This window comes from Polaromonas glacialis, assembly GCF_000709345.1.
GTDB lineage: Bacteria > Pseudomonadota > Gammaproteobacteria > Burkholderiales > Burkholderiaceae_C > Polaromonas > Polaromonas glacialis.
Window position 1 is genome coordinate 2,344,736 of sequence record NZ_KL448323.1, and the last position, 17,600, is coordinate 2,362,335.

Sequence of the window (17,600 nt, forward strand, 5' to 3'; positions counted from 1 at the left end):
CGCCTGGTTGCCAAAGAGGATGATTCCGACACGGCAAAAAATCCGGTTCATGGCATCCAGCGTGTTTTTAAAGCAAGCAATCCGCTTCGCCGCCCCATTGCCGCGGCCGTTTCAGCCTGTGCGCCCCGTCGGGATTCAGCCGCCTGTCAGCGCCTCGAAGCCGGAAATGACATCGAACAACTCCTCGTCGATGCCACTTTGGCGCAGGCGATGAAACGAGCGGTTCAAGTCCTCCAGCAGTTCCTCGATATTTTTTTCAGCGCGCTGCATGGCAGCCAGCCGACTGGCGTTTTCGCTGGCCAGGGATTCGGCGCAGGCCCTGAAAAGCGAGACGAACAGGTATTCCCGCACGAAGGCGAGCAGGGTCGCTTCTCCTGCATTCATGACTTCCGGCAAATTTTTGGTCGGCCAGGCCATTGCCGTCGATTCACGCTGCCAGACGGCGTCCAGCGGCAACAGTCGCTGGAAAGTAGGCGTGTAGATTTCCCCGGCGTGGGGGCTGTTGTAAAACACATAGACTGGCGCGTTCGCCTCTTTTTCGCGCAGCGCTTCAACCTCGATCAGAATTTGCCCGACCAGCGGCGTGATCGCGCCAATCGAGCCCGGCAAAACGAAGCCATCCCCCAGCACCAACTCCGTTTCCCCCAACCGTGCGCGGATACGTTCGCCCACGGGCCAGACGGTCTTTTGCCCCGGCAATTCCGCCAGCGTTTTGACGACGAAATCGGCCATCAAATCATTGAACTGGCCGACCAGGCCCTGGTCGGAACCAAAGACGACAGCGGCAATGGCCCCGGTGGGGCTGCGCTTCGTCTGCGCCGGAGCAGCAGGCGGATTCATCTCGCGCAAACAGGCCACCAACCCCAGTTGTACCGTCCGGTAGTAATCATCCAGGGCATGCACTGCGCGCTCGTATTGACCGATGCTGGACGCGGCCACCGCCTTCATCGTGCGCACCACGGACTGAAGGTCGCCCGCCGTGCCGATCTTGCGGCCGAGGCTGGCCGTGGTGTCGCTCATGCCGACTTTCCGCCCGCAGGTGGGGTCTGGGGGTTACTTTGCGCTTCAGCCTTGGGCGCCACCTCGGGCTGTAAACCGGCAAGCGCAGTGCGGGCGATCTGGACAATGGTGTCCCGGTCTGCGTCACTCAGTTTGGCGGCGGTATCGAAACGGGCATGCACCTCGTCGGGCAGCTGGGCAGCGGCCTCGCGCACGGCGTGTTCGGCTTCTGGCATCCGGTCAAGCGGCACGTTGTCGAAGAGTTTTTCAGTCAATGCCATGAGCACCGCAATTTGCGCGGCCACCGACACCGGCGCAGATTCGGGCTGCTTCAGACAAGCCCGGATGCGCCGGCCGTGCTCGATGATCTGGGTGATGCTTTCGTCCAGTCGGGCGCCAAAGCGGGCAAAGGTTTCCAGCTCCTCGAACTGGGCGTAAGCCAGCTTGAGGTCGCCGGCCACCGCCCGGTAGGAAGCGCGTTGCGCCTTGCCGCCCACGCGCGAGACGGATTTACTCACATCGACGGCAGGCAGAACGCCCAGCTCGAACAGCGAGGGCGAAAGGTAGATCTGACCGTCGGTAATGGAGATCAGGTTGGTCGGAATGTAGGCCGAAATGTTCTGCGCTTCGGTCTCGACAATCGGCAGGGCGGTGAGCGAGCCGCCGCCGCGCTCGTCGCAAAGATGCGTTGCGCGTTCCAGCAGGCGCGAGTGGATGTAGAAAATGTCGCCGGGAAAGGCTTCGCGTCCAGGCGGGCGGCGCAGCAGCAGCGACAGCTCGCGGTAGGCGCGGGCATGCTGCGTGAGGTCGTCGTACACGATCAGCACGTCGCGGCCGGCTTCCATGAAATGCTCGGCAATGCTGGTCGCGGCATAGGGGGCAATATAGGCCAGGCCCGGCGGGTCATTGCCCTCGGTGACCACCACGACGGTGTAGTCCATCGCGCCCTTGTCCTTCAATACAGCAACCGCTTTTGCCACGGCGGAAGCGCGCTGGCCAATCGCGCAATACACGCAGACCACATCCTGGCCCTGCTGGTTGAGGATGGTGTCAATCGCAATGGCGGTCTTGCCGGTCTGCCGGTCGCCCAGAATCAGCTCGCGCTGGCCACGCCCGATCGGAATGAGCGCATCGACCACCTTCAGGCCGGTTTGCAACGGCACGATGACGGGCGCGCGGTCCATGATGGGCGCTGCGGGCCGTTCAATGGGAAAGCGTGTGCTGGCAGCCACCGGCCCCTGGCCGTCAAGCGGGCGGCCCAGCGGGTCAATCACCCGGCCGAGCAAGCCGTCGCCCACGATGACGTCCATCACCCGCCCGGTGCGCTCGACCTTGTCGCCCGCATGCAGGCGCGAATAGTCGCCCAGCAGCACCACGCCGATTTCAGTCTCGTCCACATTGAAAGCGATGCCAAACACATTGCCGGGGAACTTCACCAGTTCGTCATAGCCCACGCCGGGCAGGCCGGACACCAAGGCGATGGCGGTGGAGACGCTGGTGATCGTGCCGACTTCCTGCGGCGTCAATTGCGCCTGGTAAGCATCGCGTCCCTGGCTCAGGCTGGCAAAGGTGTTGTCCAGGACACTTCTCAGGGTGTCAAAGGGCGCGCTCATGCGGCCTTCTCTGGCGCGGCGGGCTGGACTTGCGGTTGGGATTGCTCCTTGATGCGTTCGCCGATGCGCTGCTCCAGCGAGGCAAGAAAGTCCGCGATATTCCAGGCAACCTTCCACCCGTTGGCCGAGAGTTCAATCCCGCTGATCAGGTCCGGTGTCGTGGCGAACTGGATCGGGCTATTGCCCGAGAGGGTTTCATTGAGTGCGCTTTGAATCGCCTCCCGCTGCGCCGGCGACAACGCAAAAGCGCTGCGCACCAGCACGGTGCCGGACGCGTTTTCAAGCGCCTTGGCAAGGCCGGTCTTTGCCGTATCGTCAAGCGCGCGCAAGCGCTGTGCGAACACAGCGACCATCCGTTCTTCAAGCGTTGCGCCCGCCAGATCGGTCAGCACCTTTTGTGCAATGGCCAACACTTCGTCCCGGCTGCGGCGGGCGATGTCCTGGTGCAGGGTCTGCAGTTCGCTGGTCAACGCGTCCTGCCTTTTGACGCGCAAGGCATTGGCGGCCTGCCGCGCTTCTTCCAGCAAGCGCTGCCGTTCGGTCTTGATCTCGTCCTTGAGCTGACTCAGTTGCTCGCTGCGCTGCTGATCAAACACCTCGTTTTTTTTCTGGAACTCGTTGCATTCCTTCTGGGCTTCTGCCTTTTTCGCGGCGGCGTCGGCAAGGGCCAGGGCAATCCGCTTTTCCCGCGCGTCAATCGCGTCGAGGACGGGCTTGTAAAGAAAGCGCTTCATCAACCACACCAAAACAAGAAAGTTGAGCGTTTGCGCACCGACCGTGAACCAGTCAAAAAGCATGGCTTACTTTCCGGTAGCCAGGGTGGCCGCCAGGGCGATGCCGTAATTCCAGAACGGGTTGGCAAAAATCAGGATCATCGACACCACGAAGCAATAAATCGCGGTGGATTCGATCATCGCCAGGCCCACAAACAAGGTGCGGGTGATCGTGGCCGAAGCGTCGGGCTGCTGCGCCAGTGCAGTGAGCGCCGTCGAGACGGCGCGCCCTTCTGCAAACGCAGGGCCCATGCAGCCGAAACTCGTGGTGATTCCGGCGATGACGATGGAGGCCACCGCGATGATTGTCAGGCTGTCCATAGCGAGTCCTTGGTAGATAAGTTGGTTTTAAATTTTGGGCGCCAGCTCAGGCTTGAGCTTGGGCTTGCGCACATGGGTGGCGGCGGCGATATAAACCGCCGCCAGGATGCTGAAGATGTAAGCCTGCACCATCCCCGTGAGCAGGCCCAGCACCGTCATGACGATGGGGAAAATGAAGGGCGTGATGCTCAGGAGAATGCCGATGATCATGGCGCCGCTCATCATGTTGCCGAACAGGCGCACCGCCAGCGCCAGCGTGCGCGAGATTTCACTGATGAGGTTGAACGGCAGCATGATGGCGGTCGGCTCCAGGTAGGACTTGAGGTAGCCCGCCAGGCCCTGGTCCTCGATGCCGAACAGCGGCACGGCCACCATCACGCACAGGGCAAGCGCTGCGGTGGTGGACAAAGAGCCGGTCGGCGGCTCGTAGCCCGGAATGACGGTACACAGGCTGGCCATGGCGACGAACAGAAACAGCGAACCCAGAAAGCCGATGTATTTGCGCGGATGCCGCAGGCCGACCTCTGCAATTTGCGTTTCGATGCCGGTCACAACGATTTCAAGCAGGTTCTGCCACCGGGAACGGTTGTGGTCCGTGGAAAGATGGCGCGTGATGAGTCGTGAGCCCGCCACCAGCACCAGCATCAGTGCCCAGGTGTAGGCAATGGTGGCGTTGAGCTTGAAGAATCCGGCTTGCCAGAAAATGATCTCATCGGGGCTAAGGTGCATGGCGCGTTTCCTGCGGCTTGCGCGCCAAGCTTTCTTCAGGCGAGCGGGTCAGCCGTATCACGATGTGGCGCGCCATGAAAAACCCCACCACGCAAGCCAGCAAACGCTGCCAGTTGGCGCCCGAGACAACGTAAAACCCGGTCATCGTGACGCCCATGCGCAGCAGCAGACTGCAAAACACCCAGACTGCAGGCTGGCGGGACGCAAGACTCTTGTTGACGGTCCACCACAGGCCGCCGAAAAAAAATGCACCCAGCGCCCCGCCTGCAATCCAGGCCAGCACCAGGGCCAGTGTTTCATTCATCATCATTTTCCTGTTCTTCCCGCATGGCCTGGTCTTCCTGGCTCACCCAGTGCCAGGCATTCAGACAGCCGAGCGTCAGCCCGGCCAGCAACAAGGCCAGCGTCCACGAGCGGCCGCCCGGGTAGCGCCGGTCCAGCCAGAGGCCGAGCGCAGCGCCCAGCAAGGTCGGCACCACGACCGACCAGCCGATGACCCCCATCAACCCCAGACCCGACCACACGCCCGGCGTGGCGTTGTGCCGTGCCTTGAGCTTGCGTGCAGCTTTGACGCCGACCTGCTCGGCCAGGTCGGGTTCTTTTTTCAAGGGTTTTCCGGACTTTTCAGCCATGTTGCAAGGTCGCGAATCGACGCAAAAAACCGGTTTCGAGTTTCGTCAGCACCGAGCGTACGTTTTGCTCATGCGCATCCAGCGCCAAAAACTCCTGCTCCACCGCCTGGCGCAACTGGCCAAGGTCCGCGCCCCGCATGGCCCGCCGCACCGAAACCAGCACATCCGGCCCGGTCTTGACCAGCACGCCGCCATCGACGGCCACGAAAACTTCTCCTTCAGCTTCTGTCTCGTAAATCAGGATGCCTGGCGTCAAGGCCGCCACGCAATCGCGCCGCATGGGCAATAACCCAAACGAGCCCGCATGGGTTTCCGAGACGATGCGCGACACGCCTGACTTTTCGGCAAACACCTTGAAAGGCAGAAGAATCTTAAGATTCATGGGTGGCGGCCGTTTTTTTCTCTGGCAGGGTGTCGGCCACTGGATGTTTCGCCTTCGCCTCGTCAATCTTCCCGATCATGTAGAGCGCACTCTCCGGGTAATCCTTGAATTCATCGCGCAGGATGCGTTCACAGCCAATCAGCGCATCCTCAAGGCTGACCAGCTTGCCCTGCATGCCGGTGAACTGCTCGGTCGTGAAAAACGGCTGGGTCAAGAACCGCTCCAGCCGGCGCGCACGGCCGACCACGTTGCGGTCTTCCGGCGACAGCTGCTCCAGGCCGAGCATGGCAATGATGTCCTTGAGCTGCGCATATTGGGCGAGCGTGCGCCGGATTTCCTGGGCCAGCGCGTAATGCCGCTCGCCCACAATACCCGGCGTGGCCATCTTGGAACTCGACTGCAGCGGGTCGATGGCCGGATACAGGCCTTCGCTGGCACGCTTGCGCGAGAGCACGATGGACGCAGAAAGATGCGAGAACGTATGCACGGCCGCCGGATCGGTGAAGTCGTCCGCAGGCACATACACCGCCTGAATCGAGGTGATGGCGCCCGTTTCGGTGTTGGCGATGCGCTCTTCCAGCCCCGATAATTCGGTTCCCATCGTCGGCTGGTAACCCAGGCGCGATGGCATCTGCCCCATCAGGCCAGACACTTCCGAGCCGGCCTGGATAAACCGGAAGATGTTGTCAATCAGCAGCAGCACATCGCGGTGCTCGTCGTCCCGGAAATACTCGGCCATGGTCAGCGCAGCATGACCGACCCGAAAACGGCTGCCCGGCGGCTCGTTCATCTGGCCGAAGATCATCACCATGTCGGGCAGCACGCCGGCGGCCTTCATTTCGCGGTAAAGCTCTTCCCCTTCACGACAACGTTCGCCAATGCCGCAAAAAATACTGACGCCCTCCTGATGCCCGACCATGTTGTGAATCATCTCCGTCAGCAACACCGTTTTGCCAACCCCCGCACCGCCAAAGAGCCCGGCCTTGCCGCCGCGCTCCAGCGGCAGCAATACATCGATGACCTTGATGCCGGTCTCGAAAACTTCAGACTGGGTCGAGCGTTTTGCCAGCGCAGGCGGCGCGCGATGCACGGAACGCCATTGAACATCCGTGGGTGCCGGCTGGCGGTCAATCGCATTGCCAAACACGTCGAACATGCGGGAAAGAATTCCCTTGCCGACGGGCGCCTTCAACGGCCCGCCGGTGTCCGTCACCGTCATGCCGCGCGCCAGGCCTTGCGTGGGCGTCAGCGCAATCGCGCGCACATGCTGCGGGTCACGCTGCGCCAGCACCTCGACGATGATGCGGCCTTCGTCCGCGTGCAGCACGCTGTGGATGGGTGGCAAATTCGCATCGAACCGCACGTCCACGACGCTGCCGCGCACCGAAACGACAACGCCGAGATTGGGAATATTTGTCTTGACCCCAGGTTCAGCCATCTCACTCCATTCATGCGTCGGCATGGTGGGTGATGTGTCGCATCAATCTGAGCAGCATCAATTTGACTAAGGGACATCACCATTGACGGCAAACTGCAAAGACAGTAAGTCCGTCCGACGGAAGGCCTATTGTGGGACAAATAACAGGGTTATTCCGGAAACCGGGTTCGCAGGAATGTAGGACAAGGCCGCTTGGATGAAAGAAGGGAGATGCGCGGCGTCACCCCTGTTCACCCGCAGCCCGCTTCCCCCGGTCAGGTATTTTTGCTGATCGTGATGCTCGGAAACTTGGCCGAGAAGTCTTTCGCCTTGGCCGCCACGGTGATCGCCACCTTGCGCGCCACGGCCTTGTAGATGCCGGCCACGTCGCCGTCGGGATCGGCCACCACGGTCGGCTTGCCGCTGTCGGCCTGCAGGCGGATCTTGATGTCCAGCGGCAGTGCGCCGAGGTAGTCCATCTGGTAGTCGGCCGCCATTTTCTTGCCGCCGCCTTCGCCGAAAATGTGTTCGGCATGGCCGCACTGGCTGCAGATGTGCACCGCCATGTTCTCGACAATGCCCAGGATCGGCACGCCGACCTTCTCGAACATCTTGATGCCCTTCTTGGCGTCGAGCAGCGCAATGTCCTGCGGCGTGGTGACGATGACCGCGCCGGTCATGGGCACGCGCTGGGAGAGCGTGAGCTGGATGTCGCCGGTGCCGGGCGGCATGTCAACGATCAAATAATCCAGGTCTTTCCAGTTGGTCTGGCGCAGCAGTTGCTCCAGCGCCTGGGTGGCCATGGGACCGCGCCAGATCATGGCTTCGTCCTGGGCGACCAGGAAACCGATGGACATGACCTGCAGGCCGTAGTTTTCCATTGGCTCCATGTTCTTGCCGTCGATGCTCTCGGGACGGCCTTCGATGCCCATCATCATCGGCACGCTCGGGCCGTAGATGTCGGCGTCCAGCAGGCCGACGGCCGCGCCTTCAGCGGCCAGGGCCAGGGCCAGGTTGACGGCGGTGGTGCTCTTGCCCACGCCGCCCTTGCCCGACGCCACGGCGATGATGTTCTTCACATTCGGCAGCAGCTGCACGCCGCGCTGCACGCTGTGGCTGGCGATCTTCACGCTGACGTTGACCGACACATTGCCGACGCCGGCGACACCCTTGACGGCGGCAATCAGGCTCTTGCGCAGGCCGGCGATCTGGCTCTTGGCGGGGTAGCCGAGTTCGACATCGAAGGACACGTCGGCGCCGCTGACCTGCAGGTTCTTCAGCGCCTTGGTCGTGACAAAATCCTTGCCGGTGTTGGGATCGAGCACGGCTTGCAGGGCGGTCAAAATTGCTTGTTGTTCTACGGCCATCAGGGGAGTCTCCAGGTGATTCAGACAAAGCATGCCCTTGCCTTTTCAGAAAAGCGCGCAGGCTGCCGGGATTTGCAAAGAGTCTAACGCCGCGCCAGTGGGCTTGGCGTTTCAGGGGATTGCCGCAGGCCCCTGCCCCCTGACCTCTTTGCGCCAACCATGTCAATTGATACAATCATGGCAATCAACCCATTCCAAGGAGCCGCCATGCTACGCGAAGCCACCGCCATGAATGTTCGCCAGAACCTGGGCGAATTGCTCAACGGCGTGCAATACCGCCACGACAGCATCGTCATCACCAAGGCCGGCAAGCCCGTGGCCGCGCTGGTGGACATGGCCACGTTCGAGCGCATGCGGCGCAAGAATGATGGCGAATTCGAGAAGCTGTGGGCGCAGTTTTCCAAAGGCTTTGAAGACATGAGCGAAGCCGAAGTTGAAGAACTGGTCAACGCAGAGGTCAAGGCCGTGCGTTCAGACATGATGGCCGAGCAGGCTGAGCAAGACAAGCCAGCCCCGTGAAGCTGATTCTGGACACCAACACGGTTCTGTCGGCACTTTTCAAACCCGAAAGCAGGGCTGCAGCCATCGTCAAGCTGTGGCGCGAAGACGCTTTTGAATGGGTGAGTTGCGGCCAGCAACTGGAAGAATTGAGCCGTGTGCTGATTCGGCCGAAAATCATCGCCCGGATTGCCGGCGGCGCTGCCACTGCGCAGGCATTTGTCCAGCAGATGCATGCCGGATGCACCTTTCACCACTTGACACTGCCTTATCCGGCGGTATGCCGCGACCCAAAAGACGATTACCTGATGGCGCTGCTCACCCAGGCCAGGCCCATGCACCTCATCACAGGCGACAAAGATCTCCTCGTGCTGAAGGGAAAATGGCCCGCCATCCTGACCGCCACTGAATTTCTGGACCGACTATGAACCCGCCAACAAGAAAACTCTTCGTCACCACCGCCCTGCCCTATGCCAACGGGAACTTCCACATCGGCCACATCATGGAATACATCCAGGCCGACATCTGGGTGCGCTTCCAGCGCATGCAGGGCAACGCGGTGAATTTCGTCGGCGCCGACGATGCGCACGGCGCGCCGATCATGATCGCCGCCGAAAAAGCCGGCAAGACGCCGCAGCAGTTCGTCGCCGACATTGCCGCCGGCCGCAAGCAATACCTGGACGGCTTTCACATTGCCTTCGACAACTGGAGCTCGACCGACTCGCCGGAAAACCACGAGCTGGCCCGGCAGATCTACCGCGACCTGCGCGACAACCCGCAGGGCTCGCTGATCGAGACCAAAACAATTGAACAGTTCTTCGACCTAGAGAAGAACATGTTCCTGCCCGACCGCTTCATCAAGGGCGAATGCCCGAAATGCCATGCCAAGGACCAGTACGGCGACAACTGCGAGGTCTGCGGCGCGGTGTATGCGCCGACCGACCTGATCAATCCCTACTCGGCGCTGTCGGGCGCGGTGCCCATGCTCAAAAGCTCCGAGCACTTTTTCTTCAAGCTGTCGGACCCGCGCTGCGTGGAATTCCTGGAGGGCTGGACGCAAGACGGCAAGCTGCAGCCCGAAGTCGCCAACAAGGTCAAGGAATGGTTCAGCGTGCGCACCAACCCCGACGGCACGCAAAGCGAAGGCCTGGGCGACTGGGACATTTCCCGCGACGCGCCTTACTTCGGCATCGAGATTCCCGACGCGCCCGGCAAGTATTTTTATGTCTGGCTCGACGCGCCCATCGGCTACCTGGCGTCGCTGAAAAACCTGCTCGACCGGCGCGGCGAAAGCTACGACGACTACATGGCCGATCCAAAGCTGGAGCAGTACCACTTCATCGGCAAGGACATCGTGACCTTTCACACGCTGTTCTGGCCCGCCACGCTGCACTTCAGCGGTAGAAAAACGCCCGACAACATCTTTGTCCATGGCTTTTTGACGGTGAACAACGGCGAAAAGATGAGTAAGAGCCGGGGCACCGGCCTGGACCCGCTCAAGTACCTGAGCCTGGGCATGAACCCCGAATGGCTGCGCTACTACCTGGCGGCCAAGCTGAACGCGAAGAATGAGGATATCGACTTCAACGCCGACGACTTCATGGCGCGGGTGAACAGCGACCTGGTGGGCAAGTTCATCAACATTGCCAGCCGGGCGGCGGGCTTCATCAGCAAGCGCTTTGCCGGCCAATTGGGAGAGGTCTCTGGCGACGGCGCGGCGCTGCTGGACGGACTGCGCGCACAGTCCGGCGCCATCGAGCTGCTGTACGAAGGCCGCGAATACGCCAAGGCGCAGCGCGAAGTCATGCTGCTGGCCGACCAGGTCAACGCCTACGTGGACCAGAACAAGCCCTGGGAACTGGCCAAGAAGGAAGGCATGGAGGCGCGGCTGATTGATGTCTGCACCGTCTGCATTGAGGCCTTCCGCCTGCTGACGCTGTACCTCAAACCCGTGCTGCCCGCGCTGGCCGCGCAGGTCGAGGCCTTTTTGAAAACCGCCCCGCTGACCTTTGCCGACGCGGCCGCAAGCCTCGGGAACGGCCACCTGATCGGCGACTACAAGCACCTGATGCAGCGCGTCGATGCCAAGCAGCTTGAGGCACTTTTCGAGCCTCCAGCGCAGGATGCGCCTGCGCAAGCAGCTATCGAATCCGTAGCACCCGGCGGCGAGGACATCGCGCCCGCCATCAGCATCGACGACTTCGCGAAAGTCGATCTGCGCATCGCCAAAATCGTCAATTGCGAAGCGGTGGAAGGCTCGACCAAGCTGCTGCGCCTGACGCTGGACGCGGGCGAAGGCCGGATGCGCAATGTCTTCAGCGGCATTGCGTCCAGCTACCAGCCGGCCGACCTGATCGGCAAGCACACCGTGCTGGTCGCCAACCTGGCGCCGCGAAAAATGAAGTTCGGCATCAGCGAAGGCATGGTGCTGGCCGCCAGCCATGCCGACGAAAAAGCGAATCCAGGCATTTACGTGCTGGAGCCGCTGCCGGGCGCGACGCCGGGCATGCGGATTCATTGAACCGATAAACAGCCCCACGGAGCCCGGCCATGACCGCATCGCCTCGTTTTCGCGCACGCGGCCTGGCCGCAGCGGCGCTCATCGGCCTGTCGGCTTTCGCCCTGCCCGGTTGCGCCGTCGTTGCCGTGGTCGATACCGTGGCCTCGGTGGCGGTGGGCACGGTCGGGCTGGCGGCCAGCGCCGTCATCGGCACGGCGCGCATCGCCGGCTCGGCCATCGGCGCCACGGCCGATGCGGTGCTGCCCGGCCCGGCCAAATAGCCCGGTTTCAGGCCGTGCCAGAGCGCCGCCGGGCGCCAACAAAACGGCGCTTTTGTATCGATTTGTTCTCGATTAAAACCGGGCCCAAGCGCACAATCTTGGCTCATGCACCTCCCCATTCATTTCGCCCGGTTTCGTCCGCGCCTGCTGTCGTCGATGGCCGGCTACAACCGCGAACGGTTCTTCAAGGATGCGGGCTCCGGCCTGACGGTCGGCATCGTCGCGCTGCCGCTGGCGATGGCCTTTGCGATTGCCTCGGGGCTCAAGCCCGAAGCGGGCATCTGGACGGCGATCATCGCCGGCGCCATCATCGCCTCGCTGGGCGGCTCGGCGGTGCAGATCGGCGGCCCGGCCGGCGCCTTCATCGTCATCGTCTACGGCATCATCGAACGCTACGGCCTGGCCAACCTCCTGATCTCCACCACCTGCGCCGGGGTGCTGCTGTTTCTGCTCGGATTCTTCAAGCTCGGCACCTTGGTGCGCTACGTGCCGGTCAGCATCGTGGTGGGCTTCACCAACGGCATCGCGGTGCTGATCGCGCTGTCTCAGGTCAAGGATTTGCTGGGCCTGAACATTCCCAAGATGCCGGCGGATTTTTTCTCGCAGCTGAAGGCGATTGCGCTGAACATCGGCACGCTGAACCTGTATGCGCTGGGCCTGGGGCTGGCCTGCCTGCTTGGCCTGCTGGTCTGGCCGCGCCTGTTTGACACCCAGACGCGCTATGCCCACGCTATCACCAACCGCTTGGTCCGGCTGGTCCAGGCCGGCGAGGGCCTGCAGCTCAAGCGCGCCACCCGGCTGGCCTCGCGCCTGCCGGGGCCCATCGTGGCGCTGCTCACGCTGACGGCGCTGGCCTATTTCCTGAACCTGCCGGTGGAAACCATCGGCAGCCGCTTTGGCGGCATTCCGCGCGCCCTGCCGGGTTTTGAGTTCCCTGACTTTTCGTGGGCGACGGTGCGGCTGCTGGTGGCGCCGACCGTCACGATTGCGCTGCTGGGCGCGGTCGAGTCGCTGCTGTGCGCGCGCGTGGCCGACCAAATCTCGGGCTTGCCGCGCCACGACCCGAACCAGGAACTGATGGCCCAGGGCGTGGCCAATTTCGTCGTGCCGTTTTTCGGCGGCATGCCCGCCACCGGAACGATTGCCCGCACCGTGACCAATGTGCGGGCCGGCGCCACCTCGCCCATCTCCGGGCTGGTGCATTCGCTGACGCTGGTCACGGTGGTGCTGGTGGCCGCGCCGCTGGCCGCGCATGTGCCGCTGCCGGTGCTCGCCGGCATATTGCTGTATGTCGCCTGGAACATGGGCGAATGGCGCGAATTCGCCGAACTCAGGCGCGCCAGCAACCACTACCGGCTGATCATGCTCGGCACGTTCTTCCTGACGGTGGTGTTTGACCTGACGGTCGCGCTGCAGGTCGGCCTGCTGCTGGCCTGCGTGCTGTTCGTTCGGCGCATGAGTTCCCTGTTCCAGGTGGTCGAGCTGTCGAACAGTGGCGATGAAGCCTGCTTCCGGCTGTACGGCTCGCTGTTTTTTGGTGCCGTGGCCAAGATCGACCCGATCCTGAACGTCGTGGAAAGCGCCCCGCAGGGCATGACCATTCGCCTTGACGTGCAGTCGCTGCAGGTGCTTGACGCCTCGGGCCTGGATGTGCTGGAGCAGCTGCAAAAAGCGATTTCATCGCGTGGCGGCCGGCTGGTGCTGGCCGGGCTCAATGCCCAGCCCCGGCAGGTGATGGAACGCTCGGGCTTCCTGGCGCATGTTGAAACGCTATAAAAATAATAGCTGCTTGCGCCCGTCCGCCGTGCGCAAAAGCCTTTTTTTATTCACAAAACCGAATGATTACCGCCGGGGATGCAGGCTTTCCTCGTCGACCGACCCGGTGCCGGTCACGCGCAGGTCCGGGTCGAACACCACGGTAAAGATCATCGCGGTGTTCGGCGGGTTCAGGTAGCGCCAGTCGTAGTGCGTTTCGCGCTTGAGGGCATAGGGCGTGACCTTCATCGGCTTGCCGAGCATCTGGCGCACCGTCTCCATCGGCATGCCGGGTAGCACGCGGGCGAAATTTTGCGGCGTCAGCACCTGGCGCAGCGCGGTCATCCGTCCGTCGGGGCCGATGGTGATCATGTAGTTGACGTTGCCGGCCGGCTGGCGGTTGTATTCGAGGGTTCGGGCGCCCGGTTCGGCCGCCGCGCCCGGCATCGGCAGCGACGCCATGTCGCCCGCCTCCCAGACTTTCTCTGGAACGCCGAAGCGCGCCCGCACATCGGCTTCGGTGGAAACGCCTTCTTCCAGTTCCTTGATGCGCTCCTGGTCGCAGCCGGCCAGGCCCAGGATGAACGACAGCAACCCCATACACAGCACCGCCCTTTTCGAAGCCATAGGCAAAATCGCAGATAAACGACCTGTTTCGGCCACGAAAGGCCGACGAATCAATGAACGCATGGCAGACCCCGGTAAAATCCAGCCACTATACGTTTCAGGCAGCCAAGCACCATGTCTCTTTTTCAACGCACCCATTACACCTCTGAAATCACCTCGTTCATCGACGGTCTGAAGGAGAAGAAGCCGACGCTGGAAGCCGAGCAGCGCGCCGGCCGCGCCATCTGGTGGGACAAGAACCTGAACCTGGCCGACCAGGCGGACTATGGCGAGGCGCGCGTGGCGCAGCAGGCCTATGTCTATGGCACCAGCGCCCATCCGAACGGCGACTGATTCCGCATTTCGACTTCAGCCGGCAGCCAGCCGGCCCAGGCAGCCTGTTTTCCATGGCGGCAAGCCCATGAACCGATCCCTCCCGCTGCTGCCCTGATGCTCCCTTCCCTCCCCACTCTTACGCCCGTGCAGGAAATGCACTCCCCCGACGAGACGGCCTTGAGCGAACCGGTCAATCCTGAACTTCCGGGGCTGATCGACCCGGTCGCGCTGGCCCGGCTCTATGGCGAGCCGATGTTCGCCATGCCCAAGGACTTGTACATCCCGCCGGACGCGCTGAAGGTCTTCCTCGAAGCCTTCGAAGGCCCGCTGGACCTGCTGCTCTACCTGATCCGCAAGCAAAATTTCAACATCCTCGACATTCCGATGGCGGCGGTGACGCGCCAATACCTGGCCTATGTCGATGAAATCCGCGCCACCAACCTGGAGCTGGCCGCTGAATACCTGCTGATGGCCGCGATGCTGATCGAGATCAAGTCGCGCATGCTGCTGCCGCCGCGCAAGGCGGCCGAAGGCCCGGAGGCCGAGGACCCGCGCGCCGAGCTGGTGCGCCGCCTGCTGGAATACGAGCGCATCAAGCTCGCCGCGCACCGGCTGAACACCCTGCCGCAGCGGGGCCGCGATTTTGCGGTGGCGCAGGTGCATGTCGAACAGTCCACCGAGCCGCGCCTGCCCGATGTCACGCTGGTTGATTTGCAGGAAGCCTGGCAGGGCATCGTCCGGCGCGCCAAGCTGGTCCAGCACCACGTCATCAGCCGCGAGGAACTGTCGGTGCGCGAGCACATGAGCATCGTGCTGCGCCGGCTGCAGGGCCGCAAGTTCCTGGAGTTCGAGGAACTGTTCGATGCCTCGCGCGGCATGCCGGTGCTGGTCGTCACCTTCATCGCGCTGCTGGAGCTGGCCAAGGAATGCCTGCTTGAAATCACCCAGGCCGAATCGTTCGCGCCGATCTATGTCCGCCTGGCCTACACGCCGGCCTGATTGTTTAACCAACCCCCAAGGCCCTGCCCACCATGACCCACGATTTTGATGTTTTGATTGTCGGCAGCGGCCTGGCCGGCCTTTCCGCCGCGCTGCACCTGGCGCCCACGCACCGCGTGGCCGTCATCACCAAGCGCTCCATCAGCGACGGCTCCAGCGGCTGGGCGCAGGGCGGCATTGCGGCCGTGCTGGCCGAGGACGACAGCTTCGCCGCGCACATCGAGGACACCCTGGTCGCCGGCGCCGGCCTGTGCGACCTGGCCACCACGCGCTTCGTGGTCGAGAACGCGCCGGGCGCCATTGGCTGGCTGCGCGCGCTGGGCGTGCCGTTTTCGCTCGAAGGCGAGCAGCTGCACCTCACGCGCGAAGGCGGCCACGGCGCGCGCCGCATCGCCCACGTCACCGACGCCACCGGCGCGGCCGTGCAGCAAACGCTGATCGACGTGGTGCGGGCGATGCCGGGCATCACGGTGTTTGAAGACCACACGCTGGTCGATGTGATCACCTCGCGCAAGCTGGGCTTGCCTGGCCCGCAGCGCTGCCTGGGCCTGTATGCGCTGGACGAGACCACCGACGAGGTGCTGACCTTTCGCGCGCCGCAGACCATTTTGGCCACGGGCGGCGCGGGCAAGGTGTACCTGTACACCACCAACCCCGACACCGCCACCGGCGACGGCATTGCGGCCGCCTGGCGCGCCGGCTGCCGCGTGTCCAACCTGGAGTTCATCCAGTTCCACCCCACCTGCCTGTACCACCCGCTGGCCAAGTCCTACCTGATCAGCGAAGCCGTGCGCGGCGAAGGCGGGCGGCTTTTGTTGCCCGACGGCACGCGCTTCATGCTGGACCACGACGCACGCGCCGAGCTGGCGCCACGCGACGTAGTGGCCCGGGCCATCGACTACGAGATGAAAAAGCGCGGCCTGGACTGCGTACACCTGGACATCTCGCACCAGAGCCCGGCGTTTTTGCACGAGCATTTCCCGAACATCCTGGCGCGCTGCGCCGAGCTGGGCATCGACATCACCAGGCAGCCGATTCCCGTGGTGCCGGCGGCGCACTACACCTGCGGCGGCGTGCTGACCGACCTGGCCGGGCGCACCGACGTACCGGGCCTGTTCGCCATCGGCGAGGCCGCCTGCACCGGCCTGCACGGCGCGAACCGGCTGGCGAGCAATTCGCTGCTCGAATGCATGGTGTTTGCCCGCGCTAGCGCGCAGGTCATTGCCGCCGCCCCAGCCGCGCTGATGCCCGAGCTGCCGCAATGGGACGACAGCCGCGTGACCGATGCCGACGAATGCGTGGTGATCTCGCACAACTGGGACGAGCTGCGCCGCTTCATGTGGGATTACGTCGGCATCGTTCGCACCAACAAGCGGCTGGATCGTGCCGCGCACCGCATCACGCTGCTGGAAGCGGAAATCAGCGAGTTCTACGCGCACTTCCACGTCACGCGCGACCTGCTGGAGCTGCGCAACCTGGTGCAGGTGGCCGCGCTCATCGTGCGCTCGGCCCAGCTGCGCCGCGAAAGCCGGGGCCTGCATTTCAGCCGCGACTACCCCGACATGGCGGCGCCGGCGGCGGCGACCATCCTGGTGCCGCCGGTGGCCTGAGCAGGGCCGGGGATAGTCCGGAACGACTGCGTGGCCTTTTTTCATAACTACTTACCTTGCTGCAGGTCCCTTGTCGGTCCTTGATGTTGGCTTTGCTTAGCGAAGCGCAGGGTTGCGTTTTCAGTCTTGGGGCTTTGGGTGGTTTCTTCTGTGGTTTGAGGGGTGAGCGCCTTCCCGGCGGGGGGTGACTTTCTTTTCTGGCAAAAAAGAAAGTCCAGGCGGATTCAAAGACCAAGTGCAACAGTAGGGATAAGGCCGGCTTTTGCCATGCTGGCATCGTCGTAGAACACCTCTGCAGCGCTGCGCCAGCCGAGGCTCTTTCGGGGGCGCGTATTGAGCTCCCAGGCCATCTCATCGAGCTCTCGCTGGGAGTACACGCCCAGGTCCGTGCCCTTGGGCAGGTACTGGCGCAGCAACCCGTTGGTGTTCTCGTTGAGGCCCCGTTGCCAGGGGCTGTGGGGGTCGCAAAAGTAGATTGTCATCCCGGTGTTGTCGGCCAGGCTTTTGTGCAGCGCCATCTCCTTGCCCTGGTCGTACGTCAGCGTCTGGCGCAACTCCTGCGGCAGCGCACAGAACGCCCTGGTGAAGCCGTCGAGCACGTCTGCAGCCTTGCTGCTGCCCAGTTTGACCATCATGGTGAACAGCGACTTCCTGCACACCAGCGTGCCGCAGCGCAGGATGCGCCTGCGCAAGCAGCTATCGAATCCGTAGCACCCGGCGGCGAGGACATCGCGCCCGCCATCAGCATCGACGACTTCGCGAAAGTCGATCTGCGCATCGCC

General features: G+C 63.0%; 20 protein-coding genes. 8 read left to right on the plus strand and 12 right to left on the minus strand.

Annotation, left to right across the window (positions count from 1 at the left end; genetic code table 11):
- Window positions 1-135: 135 nt before the first annotated feature.
- The 10 genes from EC86_RS0111485 to apbC form a co-directional block, all read right to left on the minus strand.
- Window positions 136-1,020 carry a F0F1 ATP synthase subunit gamma gene (locus EC86_RS0111485; protein ID WP_029525771.1) on the minus strand — a complete coding sequence of 295 codons (885 nt, stop codon included), beginning with the start codon at window positions 1,018-1,020 and terminating at the stop codon, window positions 136-138.
- Window positions 1,017-2,612: an alternate F1F0 ATPase, F1 subunit alpha gene (locus EC86_RS0111490; protein WP_029525772.1), complete on the minus strand. Its 1,596-nt coding sequence runs from the start codon at window positions 2,610-2,612 to the stop codon at window positions 1,017-1,019. The genes EC86_RS0111485 and EC86_RS0111490 overlap by 4 nt, the downstream gene beginning before the upstream one ends.
- Window positions 2,609-3,409 carry a F0F1 ATP synthase subunit delta gene (locus EC86_RS0111495; protein ID WP_029525773.1) on the minus strand — a complete coding sequence of 267 codons (801 nt, stop codon included), beginning with the start codon at window positions 3,407-3,409 and terminating at the stop codon, window positions 2,609-2,611. The genes EC86_RS0111490 and EC86_RS0111495 overlap by 4 nt, the downstream gene beginning before the upstream one ends.
- Before the next feature lie 3 nt (window positions 3,410-3,412).
- Window positions 3,413-3,706: a F0F1 ATP synthase subunit C gene (locus EC86_RS0111500; protein WP_029525774.1), complete on the minus strand. Its 294-nt coding sequence runs from the start codon at window positions 3,704-3,706 to the stop codon at window positions 3,413-3,415.
- A gap of 27 nt (window positions 3,707-3,733) precedes the next feature.
- On the minus strand, window positions 3,734-4,435 hold the full coding sequence (locus EC86_RS0111505) for a F0F1 ATP synthase subunit A (protein WP_029525775.1): 702 nt from the start codon (window positions 4,433-4,435) through the stop codon (window positions 3,734-3,736).
- Window positions 4,425-4,739, minus strand: a complete 315-nt coding sequence (locus EC86_RS0111510) for an ATP synthase subunit I (RefSeq protein ID WP_029525776.1) — start codon at window positions 4,737-4,739, stop codon at window positions 4,425-4,427. The genes EC86_RS0111505 and EC86_RS0111510 overlap by 11 nt, the downstream gene beginning before the upstream one ends.
- Window positions 4,732-5,067 carry an AtpZ/AtpI family protein gene (locus EC86_RS0111515; RefSeq protein ID WP_029525777.1) on the minus strand — a complete coding sequence of 112 codons (336 nt, stop codon included), beginning with the start codon at window positions 5,065-5,067 and terminating at the stop codon, window positions 4,732-4,734. Before EC86_RS0111515 ends, EC86_RS0111510 begins: the two co-directional genes overlap by 8 nt.
- The gene (locus EC86_RS0111520) at window positions 5,060-5,449 is read right to left on the minus strand and encodes a F0F1 ATP synthase subunit epsilon (RefSeq protein ID WP_029525778.1); all 390 of its coding nucleotides are present in this window, start codon (window positions 5,447-5,449) and stop codon (window positions 5,060-5,062) included. The genes EC86_RS0111515 and EC86_RS0111520 overlap by 8 nt, the downstream gene beginning before the upstream one ends.
- Entirely contained in the window at window positions 5,439-6,887 is a 1,449-nt protein-coding gene (gene atpD / locus EC86_RS0111525) for a F0F1 ATP synthase subunit beta (RefSeq protein WP_029525779.1), read from the minus strand. The genes EC86_RS0111520 and atpD overlap by 11 nt, the downstream gene beginning before the upstream one ends.
- A 254-nt stretch (window positions 6,888-7,141) precedes the next feature.
- Window positions 7,142-8,233 (minus strand): iron-sulfur cluster carrier protein ApbC, encoded by a 1,092-nt coding sequence (apbC, locus tag EC86_RS0111530; protein ID WP_029525780.1) that lies wholly within the window; start codon window positions 8,231-8,233, stop codon window positions 7,142-7,144.
- Between the two features lie 207 nt (window positions 8,234-8,440).
- On the opposite strand from apbC, the gene EC86_RS0111535 reads away from it, so the two are divergent.
- The 5 genes from EC86_RS0111535 (at window position 8,441) to EC86_RS0111555 (ending at window position 13,288) form a co-directional block, all read left to right on the plus strand.
- The gene (locus EC86_RS0111535) at window positions 8,441-8,752 is read left to right on the plus strand and encodes a type II toxin-antitoxin system Phd/YefM family antitoxin (protein WP_051676155.1); all 312 of its coding nucleotides are present in this window, start codon (window positions 8,441-8,443) and stop codon (window positions 8,750-8,752) included.
- Window positions 8,749-9,159 (plus strand): putative toxin-antitoxin system toxin component, PIN family, encoded by a 411-nt coding sequence (locus tag EC86_RS0111540; protein WP_029525782.1) that lies wholly within the window; start codon window positions 8,749-8,751, stop codon window positions 9,157-9,159. Before EC86_RS0111535 ends, EC86_RS0111540 begins: the two co-directional genes overlap by 4 nt.
- Complete coding sequence (gene metG, locus EC86_RS0111545; protein ID WP_029525783.1) at window positions 9,156-11,252, plus strand: methionine--tRNA ligase; 2,097 nt, start codon at window positions 9,156-9,158, stop codon at window positions 11,250-11,252. The genes EC86_RS0111540 and metG overlap by 4 nt, the downstream gene beginning before the upstream one ends.
- 29 nt (window positions 11,253-11,281) lie before the next feature.
- Window positions 11,282-11,512: a hypothetical protein gene (locus tag EC86_RS0111550; RefSeq protein ID WP_029525784.1), complete on the plus strand. Its 231-nt coding sequence runs from the start codon at window positions 11,282-11,284 to the stop codon at window positions 11,510-11,512.
- Between the two features lie 105 nt (window positions 11,513-11,617).
- A complete protein-coding gene (locus tag EC86_RS0111555) occupies window positions 11,618-13,288 on the plus strand; it encodes a SulP family inorganic anion transporter (protein WP_029525785.1) in 1,671 nt (556 codons plus the stop codon).
- A 66-nt stretch (window positions 13,289-13,354) separates the two neighbouring features.
- Here the strand turns inward: EC86_RS0111555 and EC86_RS0111560 are convergent, their stop codons facing one another.
- Window positions 13,355-13,867, minus strand: coding sequence for a hypothetical protein (locus EC86_RS0111560; RefSeq protein ID WP_029525786.1), 513 nt, complete (start codon window positions 13,865-13,867; stop codon window positions 13,355-13,357).
- 141 nt (window positions 13,868-14,008) lie between these two features.
- Here EC86_RS0111560 and EC86_RS0111565 point away from each other — a divergent pair, with 141 nt between their 5' ends.
- From EC86_RS0111565 to nadB, 3 genes are all read left to right on the plus strand, one after another.
- Window positions 14,009-14,227 carry a DUF3460 family protein gene (locus EC86_RS0111565; protein ID WP_029525787.1) on the plus strand — a complete coding sequence of 73 codons (219 nt, stop codon included), beginning with the start codon at window positions 14,009-14,011 and terminating at the stop codon, window positions 14,225-14,227.
- Between the two features lie 135 nt (window positions 14,228-14,362).
- The gene (locus EC86_RS0111570) at window positions 14,363-15,208 is read left to right on the plus strand and encodes a segregation and condensation protein A (protein ID WP_029525788.1); all 846 of its coding nucleotides are present in this window, start codon (window positions 14,363-14,365) and stop codon (window positions 15,206-15,208) included.
- Between the two features lie 32 nt (window positions 15,209-15,240).
- Window positions 15,241-16,818 (plus strand): L-aspartate oxidase, encoded by a 1,578-nt coding sequence (gene nadB / locus EC86_RS0111575; RefSeq protein ID WP_029525789.1) that lies wholly within the window; start codon window positions 15,241-15,243, stop codon window positions 16,816-16,818.
- A 224-nt stretch (window positions 16,819-17,042) separates the two neighbouring features.
- Here the strand turns inward: nadB and EC86_RS0111580 are convergent.
- Window positions 17,043-17,600: IS30 family transposase (locus EC86_RS0111580; RefSeq protein ID WP_198026782.1), on the minus strand; the 558-nt coding region annotated here is incomplete at its 5' end.

Excerpts from the sequence above, each read along its gene's own strand:
- EC86_RS0111500 (WP_029525774.1), bottom strand. The coding sequence starts at position 3,706 with ATGGACAGCCTGACAATCATCGCGGTGGCCTCCATCGTCATCGCCGGA.
- EC86_RS0111495 (WP_029525773.1), bottom strand. The coding sequence starts at position 3,409 with ATGCTTTTTGACTGGTTCACGGTCGGTGCGCAAACGCTCAACTTTCTT.
- EC86_RS0111515 (WP_029525777.1), bottom strand. The coding sequence starts at position 5,067 with ATGGCTGAAAAGTCCGGAAAACCCTTGAAAAAAGAACCCGACCTGGCC.
- EC86_RS0111570 (WP_029525788.1), top strand. The coding sequence starts at position 14,363 with ATGCACTCCCCCGACGAGACGGCCTTGAGCGAACCGGTCAATCCTGAA.
- EC86_RS0111485 (WP_029525771.1), bottom strand. The coding sequence starts at position 1,020 with ATGAGCGACACCACGGCCAGCCTCGGCCGCAAGATCGGCACGGCGGGC.
- EC86_RS0111505 (WP_029525775.1), bottom strand. The coding sequence starts at position 4,435 with ATGCACCTTAGCCCCGATGAGATCATTTTCTGGCAAGCCGGATTCTTC.
- atpD (WP_029525779.1), bottom strand. The coding sequence starts at position 6,887 with ATGGCTGAACCTGGGGTCAAGACAAATATTCCCAATCTCGGCGTTGTC.
- EC86_RS0111560 (WP_029525786.1), bottom strand. The coding sequence starts at position 13,867 with ATGGGGTTGCTGTCGTTCATCCTGGGCCTGGCCGGCTGCGACCAGGAG.
- EC86_RS0111555 (WP_029525785.1), top strand. The coding sequence starts at position 11,618 with ATGCACCTCCCCATTCATTTCGCCCGGTTTCGTCCGCGCCTGCTGTCG.
- EC86_RS0111550 (WP_029525784.1), top strand. The coding sequence starts at position 11,282 with ATGACCGCATCGCCTCGTTTTCGCGCACGCGGCCTGGCCGCAGCGGCG.
- EC86_RS0111520 (WP_029525778.1), bottom strand. The coding sequence starts at position 5,449 with ATGAATCTTAAGATTCTTCTGCCTTTCAAGGTGTTTGCCGAAAAGTCA.
- nadB (WP_029525789.1), top strand. The coding sequence starts at position 15,241 with ATGACCCACGATTTTGATGTTTTGATTGTCGGCAGCGGCCTGGCCGGC.
- EC86_RS0111510 (WP_029525776.1), bottom strand. The coding sequence starts at position 4,739 with ATGAATGAAACACTGGCCCTGGTGCTGGCCTGGATTGCAGGCGGGGCG.
- EC86_RS0111490 (WP_029525772.1), bottom strand. The coding sequence starts at position 2,612 with ATGAGCGCGCCCTTTGACACCCTGAGAAGTGTCCTGGACAACACCTTT.
- EC86_RS0111565 (WP_029525787.1), top strand. The coding sequence starts at position 14,009 with ATGTCTCTTTTTCAACGCACCCATTACACCTCTGAAATCACCTCGTTC.
- EC86_RS0111535 (WP_051676155.1), top strand. The coding sequence starts at position 8,441 with ATGCTACGCGAAGCCACCGCCATGAATGTTCGCCAGAACCTGGGCGAA.
- apbC (WP_029525780.1), bottom strand. The coding sequence starts at position 8,233 with ATGGCCGTAGAACAACAAGCAATTTTGACCGCCCTGCAAGCCGTGCTC.
- metG (WP_029525783.1), top strand. The coding sequence starts at position 9,156 with ATGAACCCGCCAACAAGAAAACTCTTCGTCACCACCGCCCTGCCCTAT.